General features: G+C 42.1%; 15 protein-coding genes and 2 pseudogenes. 8 read left to right on the top strand and 9 right to left on the bottom strand.

Features of this window, described 5'->3' with window-relative positions; translation table 11 throughout:
- The 5 genes and pseudogenes from ACLR96_RS09215 to ACLR96_RS09195 all read left to right on the top strand — a co-directional run.
- A pseudogene (locus ACLR96_RS09215) lies at nt 1-320 on the top strand (collagen-like protein); the annotation flags it as partial.
- Between the two features lie 201 nt (nt 321-521).
- On the top strand, nt 522-944 hold the full coding sequence (locus tag ACLR96_RS09210; RefSeq protein ID WP_412265710.1) for a hypothetical protein: 423 nt from the start codon (nt 522-524) through the stop codon (nt 942-944).
- Between the two features lie 72 nt (nt 945-1,016).
- Nucleotides 1,017-1,253 (top strand): acyl carrier protein, encoded by a 237-nt coding sequence (locus ACLR96_RS09205; RefSeq protein ID WP_187525005.1) that lies wholly within the window; start codon nt 1,017-1,019, stop codon nt 1,251-1,253.
- A gap of 2 nt (nt 1,254-1,255) precedes the next feature.
- Nucleotides 1,256-2,722: a class I adenylate-forming enzyme family protein gene (locus ACLR96_RS09200; RefSeq protein ID WP_187525006.1), complete on the top strand. Its 1,467-nt coding sequence runs from the start codon at nt 1,256-1,258 to the stop codon at nt 2,720-2,722.
- Between the two features lie 193 nt (nt 2,723-2,915).
- The gene (locus tag ACLR96_RS09195; RefSeq protein WP_412265706.1) at nt 2,916-3,593 is read left to right on the top strand and encodes a hypothetical protein; all 678 of its coding nucleotides are present in this window, start codon (nt 2,916-2,918) and stop codon (nt 3,591-3,593) included.
- 107 nt (nt 3,594-3,700) lie between these two features.
- Here ACLR96_RS09195 and ACLR96_RS09190 read toward each other — a convergent pair whose 3' ends face one another.
- Entirely contained in the window at nt 3,701-5,329 is a 1,629-nt protein-coding gene (locus tag ACLR96_RS09190) for an amidohydrolase (protein ID WP_187525008.1), read from the bottom strand.
- Between the two features lie 28 nt (nt 5,330-5,357).
- Nucleotides 5,358-7,040, bottom strand: a complete 1,683-nt coding sequence (locus ACLR96_RS09185) for an amino acid permease (RefSeq protein ID WP_177268063.1) — start codon at nt 7,038-7,040, stop codon at nt 5,358-5,360.
- A gap of 169 nt (nt 7,041-7,209) precedes the next feature.
- Between ACLR96_RS09185 and ACLR96_RS09180 the strand changes: the two genes are divergently transcribed.
- The gene (locus ACLR96_RS09180) at nt 7,210-8,520 is read left to right on the top strand and encodes a MerR family transcriptional regulator (RefSeq protein WP_177268065.1); all 1,311 of its coding nucleotides are present in this window, start codon (nt 7,210-7,212) and stop codon (nt 8,518-8,520) included.
- A gap of 95 nt (nt 8,521-8,615) precedes the next feature.
- A complete protein-coding gene (locus ACLR96_RS09175; RefSeq protein ID WP_177268067.1) occupies nt 8,616-9,788 on the top strand; it encodes a CynX/NimT family MFS transporter in 1,173 nt (390 codons plus the stop codon).
- A gap of 152 nt (nt 9,789-9,940) precedes the next feature.
- Here the strand turns inward: ACLR96_RS09175 and ACLR96_RS09170 are convergent.
- The 7 genes and pseudogenes from ACLR96_RS09170 to ACLR96_RS09140 all read right to left on the bottom strand — a co-directional run.
- A pseudogene (locus tag ACLR96_RS09170) lies at nt 9,941-10,169 on the bottom strand (transposase); the annotation flags it as partial.
- A gap of 174 nt (nt 10,170-10,343) precedes the next feature.
- Nucleotides 10,344-11,273 carry a thiamine pyrophosphate-dependent enzyme gene (locus tag ACLR96_RS09165; RefSeq protein ID WP_177268069.1) on the bottom strand — a complete coding sequence of 310 codons (930 nt, stop codon included), beginning with the start codon at nt 11,271-11,273 and terminating at the stop codon, nt 10,344-10,346.
- Nucleotides 11,274-11,285: 12 nt separating this feature from the next.
- The gene (gene porA / locus ACLR96_RS09160; protein ID WP_177268071.1) at nt 11,286-12,506 is read right to left on the bottom strand and encodes a pyruvate ferredoxin oxidoreductase; all 1,221 of its coding nucleotides are present in this window, start codon (nt 12,504-12,506) and stop codon (nt 11,286-11,288) included.
- Nucleotides 12,507-12,812, bottom strand: coding sequence for a 4Fe-4S dicluster domain-containing protein (locus ACLR96_RS09155; protein ID WP_177268073.1), 306 nt, complete (start codon nt 12,810-12,812; stop codon nt 12,507-12,509). It abuts the gene before it with no gap.
- Between the two features lie 9 nt (nt 12,813-12,821).
- Nucleotides 12,822-13,412, bottom strand: coding sequence for a 2-oxoacid:acceptor oxidoreductase family protein (locus tag ACLR96_RS09150; protein ID WP_243206884.1), 591 nt, complete (start codon nt 13,410-13,412; stop codon nt 12,822-12,824).
- Nucleotides 13,413-13,638: 226 nt separating this feature from the next.
- Nucleotides 13,639-14,163, bottom strand: a complete 525-nt coding sequence (gene ybaK / locus ACLR96_RS09145) for a Cys-tRNA(Pro) deacylase (protein WP_177268081.1) — start codon at nt 14,161-14,163, stop codon at nt 13,639-13,641.
- Nucleotides 14,156-14,728: a GNAT family N-acetyltransferase gene (locus ACLR96_RS09140; protein ID WP_177268083.1), complete on the bottom strand. Its 573-nt coding sequence runs from the start codon at nt 14,726-14,728 to the stop codon at nt 14,156-14,158. The genes ybaK and ACLR96_RS09140 overlap by 8 nt, the downstream gene beginning before the upstream one ends.
- Nucleotides 14,729-14,927: 199 nt before the next feature.
- Here ACLR96_RS09140 and ACLR96_RS09135 point away from each other — a divergent pair.
- Nucleotides 14,928-15,179 (top strand): hypothetical protein (locus ACLR96_RS09135; protein ID WP_412265698.1); only part of this gene is annotated, 252 nt, incomplete at its 3' end.

The raw sequence follows: 15,179 nt of genomic DNA, 5'->3' as shown, positions 1-15,179 counted from the left end.
AAGGTGAAAGAGGACCCGCCGGACCTCAAGGTGAAGCAGGGCCTGCCGGACCTCAGGGCGAAAGAGGGCCCGCCGGACCTCAGGGTGAAAGAGGGCCTGCCGGACTTCAAGGCGAAGCAGGGCCTGCCGGACCTCAAGGTGAAAGAGGACCCGCCGGACCTCAAGGTGAAGCAGGGCCTGCCGGACCTCAAGGTGAAAGGGGATTTGCCGGAGCTCAAGGTGAAGCAGGACCTGCCGGACCTCAAGGTGAAATAGGGCCTGCCGGACCTCAGGGTGAAACAGGACCTACTGGGCCTCAGGGCGAAACAGGACCTACATGAATTCAAGGTGAAATAGGGCCTGCCGGCCCCCAAGGCGAAGCAGGCCTCACTGGACCTCAAGGCGAAAGAGGGCCCACAGCAGCGACAATACCTTTTTCTTTATCAAACAGCAATTCTACAGGCGCACAGCTGAGTACCGATACGGCTGGAGACCCATATCGAATAGCCTATGTAGGTTTTGGCAATGAAAACGGTTACCAAATGTATCTTGATCCCGGAGAATGGACTTCAGGAGTAATTACTATAAGAGAAGACAGATCCTATCCAGCCTCTTTTGTAATGCCTTTTGACGGTACACTACAAAATTTTTATGGTGTATTTGCCAACCGGGAATCTTTATCATTAGATGCAGGGGTCACCATACGGCCCTTCATGTGTTTAGCTACAGGAGACAATAACAGTTTAATTTTCACAATCATACCAAATAGTATTGTATACTTTCCACCTTATGTTTCCGGAGCAGAAATCCCTAAATATACCATTCGAAGAGCAAATTCAACAGGATTGAATATCCCACTCTCCTCCGGCACCTTAATAGCTATTATTATGGGAATCACGGCAGAAGGGACAACGACAGAACAAAATATGACCGGATCTATCAGTGGCGGTATTTTTATCGAATAACACTATAACATGGGGCTATCGAAACTATTTAATCAATATCGACAGCCCCTGTTCTAAAAAAGGAGTAATATAATGTCTATAAAAAATGAAATCTTAACTCTTATAAAAAGTAAAACTAAGTTATCTTCCTCTGTTACAGAAACAACCCATCTGTATAAAGACCTGCATTTTGATTCTCTCTCATATGTCAGTCTTTTGATGGCTGTAGAAAATCATTTTAATGTTACCATCGGACTGCCTGAAATGGGTCGCTGTTTAGTTGTCGGGCAAATGATTGAACTTGTCGAAGAAAAAATAAGAAGGGAGTAGTTATGATAAGAGACGCTTTATACAAAAGAAAGGATCAGGATATCGCTGCACTTCTGGGAGATCAAGAGTCTGTCTCTTACAAAGAACTCGCACTTCGTGCCGCAAAACTGCAGACCGTTTTCCCGGACACGTCAAATCAACATATTGCAGCTATCTTTATGTCCGATGAAACAGATTTTCTCGCATCTCTCTTCGCTGTTCTACAAGCAGGTTGGACAGCATTTCCATTAAACGACCGCTTAAGCTCAGATGAACTATCCGACCTGCTCTGTTATGTTCCCGTACAACTGATTCTCACCTCAGAAAACTTAAAACAGAAATGCCAGAATGCCATATCGCTTTGCATTACCCCTCCTCAGATTGTTTCCGTAAACTGCTTTTATAATATGCCACAAACATCATCCGAAATAAAAACTGTCGACCCTGATACACCTATGCTTCTGCTGTCATCATCGGGAACTACAGGAAAAGTAAAATTAGTTCAGCTTTCTGAACGTAATATAGCCTTTACAGTCCATGCTTATCTGGAACACATGGGTTATGAAAAATATCAGGATCCTGATCCGCGTTATGCCTTAGGAACACCTCTATTTGGCATATATGGCCTGCTTATTACATTCTCATGTATTATTCGAGGCTTTCCTCTTCTCCCAATGGCCAATAATTTTACACTGGATAAACTCTATCGGTCAGCACAAGAGCACTCCATCAGTCATTATGACGGCGGAACTCTTGCTGCCGTATTGATGGATCAGACTTTAGGCCGTCCCATTCCTTATGATATTTCTACTTTAAGATATTTCGGTTTTGGAGGAAGTAAAGCTCCGGAAGGTACTTTAGAAAGACTCAGTGCTGCATTCCCACAAATACGTTTCTGGTCAGGGTACGGAATGACCGAGGCCTCTCCTCTCATAGCACAGCCTTTTCAGGGTCTGCCTGCTGACAAACTTGCTTCTGTAGGGCTGCCTCTTCCGGGAATTGAGGTTTTATTAAAAACAGAAGAAGGAACTACAGGTGAACCTGACAAGCTAGGCGAAATAATTGCGCGGGGTCCAAATATCATGATAGGCTACTATAATAATAGGGAAGCCACTGATGAAGTCTTGCATAATGGATGGCTCCATACCGGGGATATAGGTTATTTTGACAAAGACGGATATCTCTATATCTGCGGAAGAAAAAAGAATATGATCCTTGTTCGAGGATTTAATGTTTTTCCTGAAGAAATAGAGACTCGGCTGTTAAACAGTGCACTGGTAAAAGACTGTCTTATTTACTACCAGACAGATAAACCGGGAACCGAGACAGTATGCGCCGATATTATCCCTTCCGGGCCTGAGATCACCACAGAAATGATTTATAGATGGTGCGAAGAACATCTGGCAGATTATAAAAGACCACAACACATCAGACTTACAAAAACTTTAGAGAAAACATCCACAGGCAAAACCAAACGCAGTAAGGAGTGATGATCCGGTGAATCTCATACATTTTCATGGACTTAACTGTTATCATGACTGTATGATAACATTAGCCGGTAATTTCGGTCTAAACTATGAATATGCATTTTCTCATCTCTGGTCTGAAAGCGATTTCAGATACGACCCGATCTGTTCCGTATTCCTCACACGCAAACTGCCGGAAATGTTGGAAAAGATGGGAATGAAATTAAAGCAGCCTTGTGTTTCCCAAAAAGAAAAAGATTCAGAATGGTCAAATACCATCAATGGAAAATTTGTTATCATTGGAATGGATGCCTTCCTTATACCATGGAATCCACTGTATCAAATCCAGCACGGACCTCATTATTTTATAACTAAAAAAACATTGTCAGATCAGCAACTCTGTTTTGATCCCACTTATGGATTCCATAATAAAAAATATCCTTCTAAATCTCTTGTTTCAAACTCCTACGCCCTTATTCCGGTCAAAATGAAAACATCTGAAAAGTATCCTCCGGGATATAAGTCAGCCCCGTTTGATCAGGCAAAGGAAGTAATAAAAAATCACCCCAAAACTTTAAACAACTTTCGCATGCAGGCTGACATATGGGTGTCTGAAAATGAAGAAACTGCGCTGCTGCCGGCCAAATTCACAGACGCACTGCTAACCGGTCGTTATTTGTATCGCCATTTTCTTGAAAAAAAATATATTAACTCGCACGCACTTTCTTTATTTCAAGATAAAGAATACTACAGAAAATGGATAGCAGTTAAAAATGGTTTTTATAAAGCTGCTCTTGATCAAAGAAATAACATCGCCTATAGTGAAGCTTTCAGCATTCTGGAAAGTCTGCTGAAACAGGAGATGACATTGGCCGAGCAAATTCTCTGTAAATAATAACTACCGGCTAAGGCCGGTAGTTATTATTTTGCCTGAAACTAATAGTAGGATTTTAATCAATTTTAATAAAAATTGCCATTTTGCCGTATAAATTTTAGAAACCTCTAATTATCTCTATACACTACTCTTCCATCGAATATGGTCATAATAACTTTATCGTTTAATATTTCTTCCGGTTCTATCTTGAACATATCTTTTTCAAAGACAGTAATGTCCGCATAGGCACCTTCCTTAAGCTGACCCAACTTATTTTCCATGTGCAGCTGATATGCTGCGTTCACCGTATAGGCTTCAAGGCAGGACTGCAGAGAAAGCTTTTGATTCTCAGGCTCAAGAATCAGCATTTTAGGGTCGTGGAAAAATCCTGCATATCGTCTTGTCATTGCTGTAGCTATTGCTGTTCTCGGGTCATATCCCACTTCATCAGCAGGCCGGTCGCTTCCCATGGTCATTATGGCTCCACCGTCCATTATTTCCTTGAGCATGAACTCCTCTTTATGTATCGGCCCCATAATTTCTTCAATTCCGGGATACCAATAGTGCCATCCTCCTGATGTGTTGGCAATGATATTAAGTTCGCCGAATTTTTTTCTATCCTCTTTAGCCACATACTGAGTGTGTGCATTAGTAAGTCTTATATCATCAAAGCCTGCTGCTCTCACAGCTTCAGCTCCATCTATCATAGCCCGGGCTGCACGGTCGCCGATAGCATGTGTATGTATATCAAAACCATAACTGGCAACTTTTTCATACATTCTTTTTATAGCTTCACCTTCAAGTATAGGCTTAACAGGCTCGTATCCGTCTACATATTTATAAGAAACGCTAGCGGACTTAGTTTCAAAGGTTCCGTCTAAGATCACTTTATAAGTATTAACTCTGAACTTATCATTATCATATATCTTGCTTAATCTTATCAATTCTTCAAGGGCAGGTTCCGCACGATCCGCTGTTTCCACAAAAGTACATTCAAAAAATCTCTGTCCAAGCCTTCCACTGCCTGTCATCCTTGCAGGAATCGCATATGCGTCTTCTCCCATCCAGTCATAATTTCCGCAGCCTGCAAAGGAAGTCACGCCGACTCTGGAGAACTCCTCCGACATCTCTTCATAGGATTTTTCCAATATATCTCTGTCAAAGAAATTTACCTTTCGGAAAATCATATTTTCCGGCTCGCACTCTACTACATGGCCCGTTAGTTTTCCGTTTTTATCACGTCCAAAATACTGATATCCCGGAACTGGGTCCGGCGTCGCTTCAGTTATCTGTGCCAGCTCAAAAGTTTTTGAGTTTACCCAGCATGCGTGGAATCCGCTTCCCATCAATATTACAGGCTTATCCGGGCATATTTCATCCAACAGATCAACCGAATACTCCAGATTTTCAAATATAAACTCATTATACCCCATACCTACATATGAGTCTTTATCTGGATTAGCCTTTACAGCTTTTTTAAGAGTCTCAAGTACTTCTTCCAAAGACATTTCTTCATCAAACTGTACAGCCCCCTTAAAAAATGCTGTCATCGCCGGATGGCAGTGAGCATCTATCAGTCCCGGCAGCACCATGGCGCCTTTCATATCTATAACTTCCGTATTTCTCGTTTTAAGCTTTAAAAGTTTATCGCTGCTTCCTACTGCCTTTATAATATTATCTTTAATAGCAACTGCTTCAGCCTTCGGATTAGCGCTGTCCATTGTGTAAACAGCGCCGTTTATCAATATCTTGTCCATAACTTCAATACCTTCTTTCTTTCACTTTTCAGCCTTCATCCTGATGTTTTCCTACAGAAACCGTAATCTTTGTCGGCATCGCTATTTTCTTATCCTTTTTTCTTGCCACAACACAGAGCACAACTGCAATAACGATACATGCTATTCCTCCGGACATCAGCGCCATTCTCATAGCATCAAAGCTGCTCAAAAGTCCGCTGCCATACATTTCAGCATAATAAGCAGGTCCCCAATCGCCTTCCATAAAGCCAAAGTAGAAATATCCCACTACTGATACGACACCTATTACAGCCATATATTTTGCAATACGGTACAAATCGCCATACGCCAGTTTTGTATCCGGATTTTTAGGGAAAAGCTCAGGATTCCTTTCTGAATATCCGCCCAGTCCAATCTTTGCTATAGGATATGTAACTCCCACAAGCAGCAGGAATATTTGTCCGTAAAGGAAGTAGTCCATGCCGTTCATATAATACGCTAATACCGCTACGAATGCCGGCAGTACAATTATAAGGAACAAGCCTACCTTTCCTCCGCTTACCGTATAGCAGTCCTTTCTCAAATCCATAGGAATGACTTTTCTCGCTTTTACAATTATTACAGATACCAGCACCTGCGATACCAGAATAGGAATTACCTGAATGAGAACCAGCGCCTTAAACTCTATCTGCATCATCAGCAGAGTCACAACTGCTATTGAAAGTACGCCTACATACGGAACTCCGCTCTTTTTCGTCACATTGGTTATCCATTTTTTAGGGAACAGCCTGTCGTCTGCCAAAACGAAGAAGGACCTGGAGCCTCCTGCCATGTTGGTATTGAAGCTTGACAATGCAGCAACCATGGCAACCACTACGAAGATAACCTTACCGGCATCGCCGAAGCCCAGCGAAAGGACTGTAGGGAATCCAATACCACCTGTTTCTCCCGGGCTCCACATATCCCACTGTCCTACGGAAACAAGTCCTGCAGCTGTAGGAAGGAGATATGTAAGGGCTGCGGCAGGTACTGCCAGCTTCATTGCCTTTGATATAACCTGAGGATTAGAAATTTCTCCCGCCATCAGCGTTACTGCGCCGAATCCGCAGTACATCCATATACCAAGGCCTATGCCCATGCTTATACCGGATATAACATCCAGCTCCTCAGGCATAAATGGCTCAAACGGACTATAGCTCCAGTTGGAGAAGCCCACTATAGAAACAACCGCAAAGAGTACTACTACGCATACTGCAAATATCATGCTTACGATACTTACGTCCTTGAGACCTTTCAGGTTTAAGATAGTAAAAATCAATATAATTACGAGTTTTATAATTGTTGCTTCCATCTGAGTCATTTCAATTATGGTGGCCAGATAATTAACCGACATCACTACATATGTGGAGCTGCATACATAAAAGCTTACGGCGCCGTTTATTCCCATCACATATCCCCAGAATTCTCCCAGAGTATGCTTGGCCCAGTAATAATATCCGCCCTCTCCCGGCATTATTGACGCTAACTCCGCCGTACCGAGAACTACGGGATACGCCCATACTAATGCCATACCTATCAGGATACATATGGTCATGCCCGGTCCGCAGCCGCTGACGATTTCCTCTACGCCGAATGCTCCCGCGCTGGCAGTACAGTAAATCATACAAAATACGGAAAATACGCTATACTTGTTTTTTTGCAAGCTTGATACGCCGCCTACTTGTTCAGTCATTTCTTCCTCCTTTTCGATAAATATATCTGCAATAATTTCTCTGCTTATAAAAATAAAGTATCATGTGCGGTAAATGTCAATTAGTCAAAAAATTTTTTTAATTCCAAAACCTTTAGTGCACCTAAGATTTTATGGTATAATTACTCATAATATAAGGGAGGTGCTTTCAATGAAAATAGGCGAATTTTCCAAGAAATACAATATTCCCATTTCAACCATCAGATACTACATAGAAGAAGGGCTAATTACCCCTAAGAAAAACGGCGCGCAATATAACTTTGGCGAACTAAACGAATTTGAAATGCAGCTTCTTACAGATTTGCGTGAATCTGCCTTTTCTCTTGAGGAAATGCGCCAGTTTGTCAACATTTCAAGGATTTTTGATGAAAAGGACCCCCTGCGCTATAAGGAGCTTAAGACTCTCTTTGAGGATAAAAAGGACCGGCTCTCCAAGCAGATAGAGGCTGCCAAGGCTACCATTAAAACCATTGACTTGAAGCTTAATGCTCTAACATCCAAAGAAGCTGTTCTTGTAGCCTCAAACAATGCTCCGGCCGCAGCGTCACGCAGCAACGGCCTGCCCTTGAGATTCCTCACTTATCTGGCCTGTCCCGACTGCGGAGGCTCTCTTGATATGGACAACGTGAAAATATCCGCCGACACCATAAGCTCCGGTAGGCTTCACTGCTCATGCGGCTACACCGGCCATATTGAAGACGGTATACTCTTTGCAGACGAGGATACGGACCTGGATTTTGACCCGTGCTTCTGCGATGATTACTTTATCGATCTGACCACCCCTGAGCATGAGCCTATATTTTACGAATGTTTTCTTTCAGCGCCTCAGCAATATCTTTCCTTGAATTACGAGGCGCGTACATGGCTTAATGAAGCTATATCCGCACATATTCCGCGCCATGATGTCATATTGTTTCCCGATATTGCATCTGTGTTCCCGTATCTTTACAGCAATGCTCAATACATACAAAACTCGACGCTTGTTATCATGAGCCTTTCCAGAAACGCCGTCACAGCCATACGCAAGCACATAAACGCTCTTGAAACCAATCTCAATATTATTTACATCGTGTCGTCTTCAAACAGGCTGCCGCTTAAAAAAAAGTGCATCGACCTTATGATAGATTATCTGGGCTCATACAATTACGCGTTCTTTTTTGATAAGCCCCTTTATCAATATATCGACCCTTATTTTTCGGACACCGCTTCCATTGCCGGCTGTCTGTCTTATTATGATGACGGCGCTAAGTCCGCCTGTAATATTACAAAGGAGTACAAAAATGCCATGAAGCCTTTTATTACACTGCGCTCATATATGGATGTTCTCCATTCGTGCGGATACAGTATAGTTGCTGATAAGAAGGTAGGCTCCAACACTGTTTTCTCCGAATATTTCCATTATCACGAGTACGGGGAAAAACAGCATCTCCATACATTCCTGGCAGCTCGCAGCAGTCATTAATGCTTTTTGGTTTGCTCGGCTCAAAAAGATATGCTATAATCTACTCAAAAATTTTTTGCACAGATTATTTATTATGCAGCTGAGGTGACAACTATATGAAATCAAAAAAAGCTATTGTTCTGCTTTCGGCAATCATTGTTTTTTCATGTGCTCTGAGAGCTCCCATTACCGGTGTCGGGTCCCTGATAGGGTACATTTCCGATGACCTGAGTTTATCTAATATGTCGGCGGGAATGTTGACAACCATTCCTCTTATGGCATTCAGTGCAGTTTCTTTTTTCATAGGCAGCTTTTCTCACAGGCTAGGCGCCGGCAAGGTGCTGCTGACGGGAATCATCCTTTTATTTGTCGGAATTATTTTGCGCTCTTTCGCAAATATCAGCGGTTTGTTTGTCGGTACAGCTGTAATCGGCCTGGGTATCGCTGTGGGAAATGTTCTTATTCCTGCAGTTATCAAGGCTTTTTTCCCGGCTCGAATCGGCATACTGACCAGCGCATATACGACCACCATGTCGGTCTTCGCAGGTATTTCAGGGGGCATAAGCGTACCTATTGCAAAAGCTTTCGGATGGCAATTTGCCTTATTAGTATGGATTATCCTTGCCTTTGCTGCTCTTATTTTGTGGCTTCCCAATAAAAATCTACAGCTTACAAATGACTTGGGTATCTACGAAAATGCCGAAGGCCGTCGGCCCATTACAAAGGATTCCATGACCTGGTGCGTCGCTTTGTATATGGGTATCCAGTCACTGCTGTTTTACTGCCTTGTGGCATGGTTTGCAACCATATTGCAAAGCAAGGGCTTTGACACCTCAACTGCCGGATATTTTAATTCAATATATATGCTTTTGGGAATTCCCGGCTCTCTAATAATTCCACTTCTGGCCAGTAAGAGCAGGAATCAGTCATTTATAGGCCTCGGCCTGGGAGTGATTTATGTCACAGGGCTTTCAGCAATGCTGTTTTCCGACAATATGGCTGCTCTCATAATCGCTCTTATCTGCTGTGGCTTCTGCTCCGGAGCCACCATCAGCTTTTCCATGATTCTTTTCGGCCTGCATACAGCCAACCCTGCCGACACTTCGGCTTTATCAGGGCTGTCGCAATCAATAGGCTATCTACTGGCTGCGGTGGGCCCTACGGTAACGGGTAAAATATATGACCAAATCGGCTCATGGTCCGCTCCCATCACAGTCCTGCTGATTTTCGCCGTTATGCTCACAGTCCTTGGATATATGGCCGGTAAGGAAAAAATCATAAACGGATGAATGCCAGGCAATCATGACCATCCGTCAAACAGGTGGTTTGCTCATGGCTATAAGCCCTCATTACCTATCCGCGTCTGAAGGCGTGGGCTTTTACTTTGTTCAAGCCTCATTGTATTTGCCTCCTTTGCATTCCCCTGAAGGGGATCTATGTCTTACTTAAAGGGGTCTTCATACTCTTTCACGCTCAACTTATCTAATGCTATATCATGTTTTTCTTGCTCTTAAATGTATTTCTTTTATTGTTGTCTCATTCAATCCTATTGTACTTACATAATATCCTTCTGCCCAAAAATGCCTGTTCCCAAATTTATATTTTAGGTTCACATGCTTATCAAAGATCATAAGTGCACTTTTTCCCTTCAAGTATCCCATGAAGCTTGAACAACCCCATTCTATCAGCTCGGAGAATTTTCTGGTATAGCCATCGATGCCCACCCGCATAACAGGTGGTTTTTGTTTCGCACGTTTTTCGTGCTCAACGAACATAAGACCACATAATAAAAAGACGGTGCTTTGAGGATACTTCCCTCAATGTACCGTCTTAACTTATCTATATTATTTACACTTGCTAAGCAGCTTTTCCCATTGTTCATCGACATACTGCTGGGCTTCATCGATCATCCATTCGCTGCCTTTTTTAAACATATGCTTAAATCTTCCTTGTTTTTTTAGAAATTCTTCTACAGGCAATTTCTTTTTTGGCTCATATGTTAAGTGCCACTGACCATCTACTATTTCATACATAGGCCATACACATGTATCTACAGCAAGTCTGCAGATTTCCGCAAGGTCCTCTGTCTCATATCTCCAGCCTCTGGGGCATGGTGACAGTATATTGAGAAAGCAAGGGCCCTCTGTATATATAGCCTTATGCGCCTTTTCATGAAGATCCTTAAAATTGCCCATAAAGGTCGTCTGAGCCGCATAAGGAATATTATGTGCAGCTATTATTGATGTAAGGTCTTTTTTGTTTTGTATCTTACCCGGGATTTTTATTCCCGCCGGCGATGTTGTTGCATCAGCAAATCTCGGAGTTGACGATGATCTCTGTATACCTGTATTCATATAGGCTTCATTATCGTAACATACATACACCATATCGTGACCTCGTTCCATAGCCCCTGAAAGAGACTGCATTCCGATATCATATGTACCGCCGTCCCCTCCGAAAGCTATAAATTTAAAATTATCCTTTACCCTTCCCAGTTTCTTCATAGTCTTATATGCCGCTTCGACACCTGACATGGTAGCTGCTCCATTGGCAAAGGCTGTATGTATGTAGCTGTCATAATAAGCTGTATGAGGATATATGAATGTGGAGACCTCCAGACAGCTAGTGGCATTGGTTATTACTGCTTTATCACCTTCATCAAGAGCCCTGAGTACACCGCGTACAGCTATTCCCGCTCCGCATCCTGCGCATAATCTGTGACCTCCGGCCAGTCTTTCAGGTTTTTCTACTTCTCTTTTCAAATTATATGTCATGACTGTGATCTCCTATTCTTCATATCTTTTATGATCGAATCCTCTCTCACCATAACGTGAGTCTCTTACGCCTACATACCTGTAAACATCTCCCGGATCATCTGTTTCATTTATTATGAACAGATCATTATAAATTTCGTAATAATCTTCAACTGTGATATCTCTTCCTCCCAATCCGTAAATGTAATTAATGGCATGAGGTCTGTTGGCAAGATCATAAAGCGAGCTTCTCGCCTCATTAAAGAGCGGTCCTCCGCTGTTGGAAAAACTTTCTGCCTTATCCATTATTGCTACGGCCTTCACTTTACACATAGCTTCTGCAAGAGGAACTCTCGGAAACGGTCTGAAAACTCTCAGCTTGATGAGTCCCACTTTCTTTCCTTCTGCCCTTAGTCTGTCTACAGCTTCTTTTCCTGTTCCTGCGCTGGAACCTATAACTACCAGCGCAACCTCTGCATCATCCATCATATATTCTTCAAAGAATCCGTATTTTCTGCCAGTCAGTTTTTCAAACCTCTTTGCTACATCCATAATTATAGGCATAGCATCCTTCATGGCCTGAGCCTGAGATCTCTTAACCTCCATATAATATGGTGATATCCCGTAAGGACCTACTGCCAGAGGATTCTCTGACTTAAGCAGGTAATTTTCGGGATGATACTCACCTACAAATTCTTTTACTTCATTATCTTCCAAAAGCTCTATATTAGAAACACCGTGGCTTGTAATAAAACCGTCCTGGCATATCATTATAGGCAGCCTTATAGTTTCCGAAATAGGCATAGCCTGAATATAATTATCGTATACTTCCTGATTAGATTCCGCATATATCTGTATCCATCCGGAATCTCTGGCTCCCATGGAGTCCGAATGATCGTTGTTGATATTGATCGGCCCTGTCAAAGCCCTGTTTACCACCGCCATAGTAATAGGAAGTCTTGCCGATGCCGCGACATAAAGCAGCTCCCACATATAAGCAAGTCCTGCCGATGATGTTGCCGTAACAGCTCTGGCTCCTGCAGCAGACGCTCCGATACATACTGACATAGCACTGTGCTCTGATTCCACTGCCACAAATTCGGTATCTACCTCTCCATCAGCTATATACTGAGAATAATATTGAGGAATCTCAGTTGACGGTGTAATAGGAAAAGCTCCCATGACATCGGGATTTATCTGTTTCATTGCCATTGCTACGGCCTCATTGCCGGACATTCTGTCTCTCTTCGCCATTTACTTTTCCTCCTTTACAAAATCTATCGCGTCAAACGGACATACTTTGACACATATACCACAGCCTTTACAATGTTTAAAATCAAAATCAAGACGCCTCCCGTCCCTTACCGGGATAGAACTGTCCGGACAGAATGGTACACAAAGCATACAATGTCTACACTTGTCCTCTTTAAACACAGGGATCATTACTCTCCAGTCACCTGTCTCCACAAGAAGAGATGTTGCAGGTTCATATATTTCAGCGCCTGTTGTAACTTCCTGCCATGTTATCTTTTCATTGATATCTTTAGCTCTCGTTTTCATAATTACTACCTATCCTACCTTTACCTCTTCCATCGCTTTAACAAGCGCTTTCATGTTCCCTTCTATAAGATTCTCCTTGTGAGCGAATTTATGCTGGAAAGATTCTCTCATATCATTTATGAAACGTTCATTATCTATAACATTACTAATCTTGACTACTGCAGCCAGCATAGGAGTATTGGGAAAATTCTTTCCCAATGTTTCCATAGAGATTTTTTCGGCATCTACTACGCACACTCTGCCCTTATAGCCATTCACTAACTTTCTTATCTCTTCAGGGGTCTTTTTACTGTTGATTATGAGCGCGCCTGTTTCCTTCAGTCCTTTAGTCACATCTTCTGATTTAAGCAAAGTTTCATCAACAACCACAACATAGTCAGGAGTATATATATTGGAATGGACTTTACAGTGCTCATCTGTTATACGATTGTATGCTGTTATGGGCGCCCCCATTCTCTCAGGACCATACTCGGGAAACCCCTGTACATGCTTACCTGAACTGAAAGCTACATCGGCCAGAAGAAGACATGCAGTCTTAGCACCCTGCCCGCCTCTTCCGTGCCATCTTATCTCCACCGCTTCATTTAATCTCTTCATCATTTTGAATTCGCTCCTATATATTCTTATTTCAATATGCAGATACTGTTATTTTGATTTTCAAGGCAAAAAAAGCAGAAAGCCTCTCAATACCTTGTATTAGACTACATTAATAAAGACTTTCTGTCAATAGTTTAGAGCAAACTTTTTTATTTGTATTCACAAAAAAAATAATTCAATTTTGTTTTTATACACAATTTTATTGTATTCTTTTCAATAGTTTTTGTTATCATCGTAAACTGTCTTCCCCTTTCACTTTTTCTGATGTCAAATCCACAATATCCGCTCCGGTAACACGCTGCAAATCTGCAAGACCCATCTCCATCTGCAAACCTACTTTACCGCCGCTCACTATAATGCTGCTCACCGATTCCGCAGATATATCTATAGCTGTGGGAAACTGTTTTTTCATACCTACAGGAGAACATCCTCCTTTCATATATCCCGTAACATTGGTTATTTCTTTCGCAGGTATCATCTCCATCTTTTTCTCTGAGAAATGTCTGGCCGCCTTTTTAAGATCAAGCTCATTACTGACCGGTATGACACATACATAATTTGCTCCGCTGTTTCCTACTGTGACTAGTGTTTTAAACACCATATCCACATTCTGTCCAAGCGAATTAGCTACAGATACTCCATCCAAAAAACCATCAGGAGCTTCATAAGTATACATCTTATATGGTATGCCTTCGGCTTCCACTATTCTCACAGCATTCGTCTTATGATTGAGTTTTTCCTTTTTCTTAGACATCACACCATCCTCGTTTCTTCATATCAATATATTCCTGCCTCATCATGGAATAACACCTTATCTCTTCTATAGTGCCGTCATATATCTTATACGCATAACGCAAAGTCCCCTCATATTCAAAGCCACACTTTTCTATGACACGGCGGCTTCTTAGATTATCTTCTGATGTAGTTATAGAGAGGATGTCCAGCCCCAATACTTCAAAAGCATATTGAATTATCTTCTTTGCAGCTTCTGTCATAAGACCCTTCCCCCAAAAATCCTCGGAAAGAGAGTATCCCATTTCTCTGCTGTGAATATCCGGTCTGAATTTGTCATCCTCAAATCCTATACTTCCAATAACTTTTCCGGTATCCTTATCAACTATAGCCCATGCCATCTTCTGCAGAAAAACTTCGGATATTATAAATCTGGATTCAGCCTGATCAGAATGGGGCTTCCATCCTGCAATAGGGCCGACATTAGGATTTTTCGCATACTCATAAAGATCTGCTGCATCTTTTTTGCTCCACATCCTCAAAGTCAGCCGTTTCGTCTCAATTGTAGGTATTCTGTACTTCTTCATTGTTCCTCCCATTCACTTTACTTTTAATATGATACCCTATGTACCGGGATAAAATCAACAGATTCAAATTCCACATCCGAAAATTTCCATATCTGTCCATACTCTTTTTACTTCCGGATTCTCAATCACAGCGTCAAAAATCTCAGGATATTTCGGGTACAACATTGCTCCGCCGTGTAAAAATTGATATACTAACAGCATGAAAAACACAAAACTTACGAAAAAACGAATTAATATAATTATTCTAATATGTTTTATAGTAATAACAACCGGAGCCTCCATAGTTTTAGCACTTTTAGGCACACAGGTGTACACCAACGCCACTGCCGACAAATCTCAGCAAGCCGCTTATGATACTTTTGCGTATTTTACCGGGCAATTGAGAAAATGTGAAAACTTTTCTCAAGTCAGAACAGCATCTCTGGGCGGAAAAATTCCTGCTCTTGTTATC

Origin of the sequence: Lentihominibacter sp. (genome assembly GCF_046951855.1) — a bacterium.
Classification (GTDB): Bacteria; Bacillota; Clostridia; order Peptostreptococcales; family Anaerovoracaceae; genus Lentihominibacter; species Lentihominibacter hominis.
Note: the sequence above shows the minus strand (reverse complement) of the source record. Positions and strands in the feature narration are given on the sequence as shown.

Coding starts and splice junctions, on each gene's coding strand:
- ACLR96_RS09210 (WP_412265710.1), top strand. CDS start 522: ATGTATCTTGATCCCGGAGAATGGACTTCAGGAGTAATTACTATAAGA.
- ACLR96_RS09205 (WP_187525005.1), top strand. CDS start 1,017: ATGTCTATAAAAAATGAAATCTTAACTCTTATAAAAAGTAAAACTAAG.
- ACLR96_RS09200 (WP_187525006.1), top strand. CDS start 1,256: ATGATAAGAGACGCTTTATACAAAAGAAAGGATCAGGATATCGCTGCA.
- ACLR96_RS09195 (WP_412265706.1), top strand. CDS start 2,916: ATGAAATTAAAGCAGCCTTGTGTTTCCCAAAAAGAAAAAGATTCAGAA.
- ACLR96_RS09190 (WP_187525008.1), bottom strand. CDS start 5,329: ATGGACAAGATATTGATAAACGGCGCTGTTTACACAATGGACAGCGCT.
- ACLR96_RS09185 (WP_177268063.1), bottom strand. CDS start 7,040: ATGACTGAACAAGTAGGCGGCGTATCAAGCTTGCAAAAAAACAAGTAT.
- ACLR96_RS09180 (WP_177268065.1), top strand. CDS start 7,210: ATGAAAATAGGCGAATTTTCCAAGAAATACAATATTCCCATTTCAACC.
- ACLR96_RS09175 (WP_177268067.1), top strand. CDS start 8,616: ATGAAATCAAAAAAAGCTATTGTTCTGCTTTCGGCAATCATTGTTTTT.
- ACLR96_RS09165 (WP_177268069.1), bottom strand. CDS start 11,273: ATGACATATAATTTGAAAAGAGAAGTAGAAAAACCTGAAAGACTGGCC.
- porA (WP_177268071.1), bottom strand. CDS start 12,506: ATGGCGAAGAGAGACAGAATGTCCGGCAATGAGGCCGTAGCAATGGCA.
- ACLR96_RS09155 (WP_177268073.1), bottom strand. CDS start 12,812: ATGAAAACGAGAGCTAAAGATATCAATGAAAAGATAACATGGCAGGAA.
- ACLR96_RS09150 (WP_243206884.1), bottom strand. CDS start 13,412: ATGATGAAGAGATTAAATGAAGCGGTGGAGATAAGATGGCACGGAAGA.
- ybaK (WP_177268081.1), bottom strand. CDS start 14,163: ATGTCTAAGAAAAAGGAAAAACTCAATCATAAGACGAATGCTGTGAGA.
- ACLR96_RS09140 (WP_177268083.1), bottom strand. CDS start 14,728: ATGAAGAAGTACAGAATACCTACAATTGAGACGAAACGGCTGACTTTG.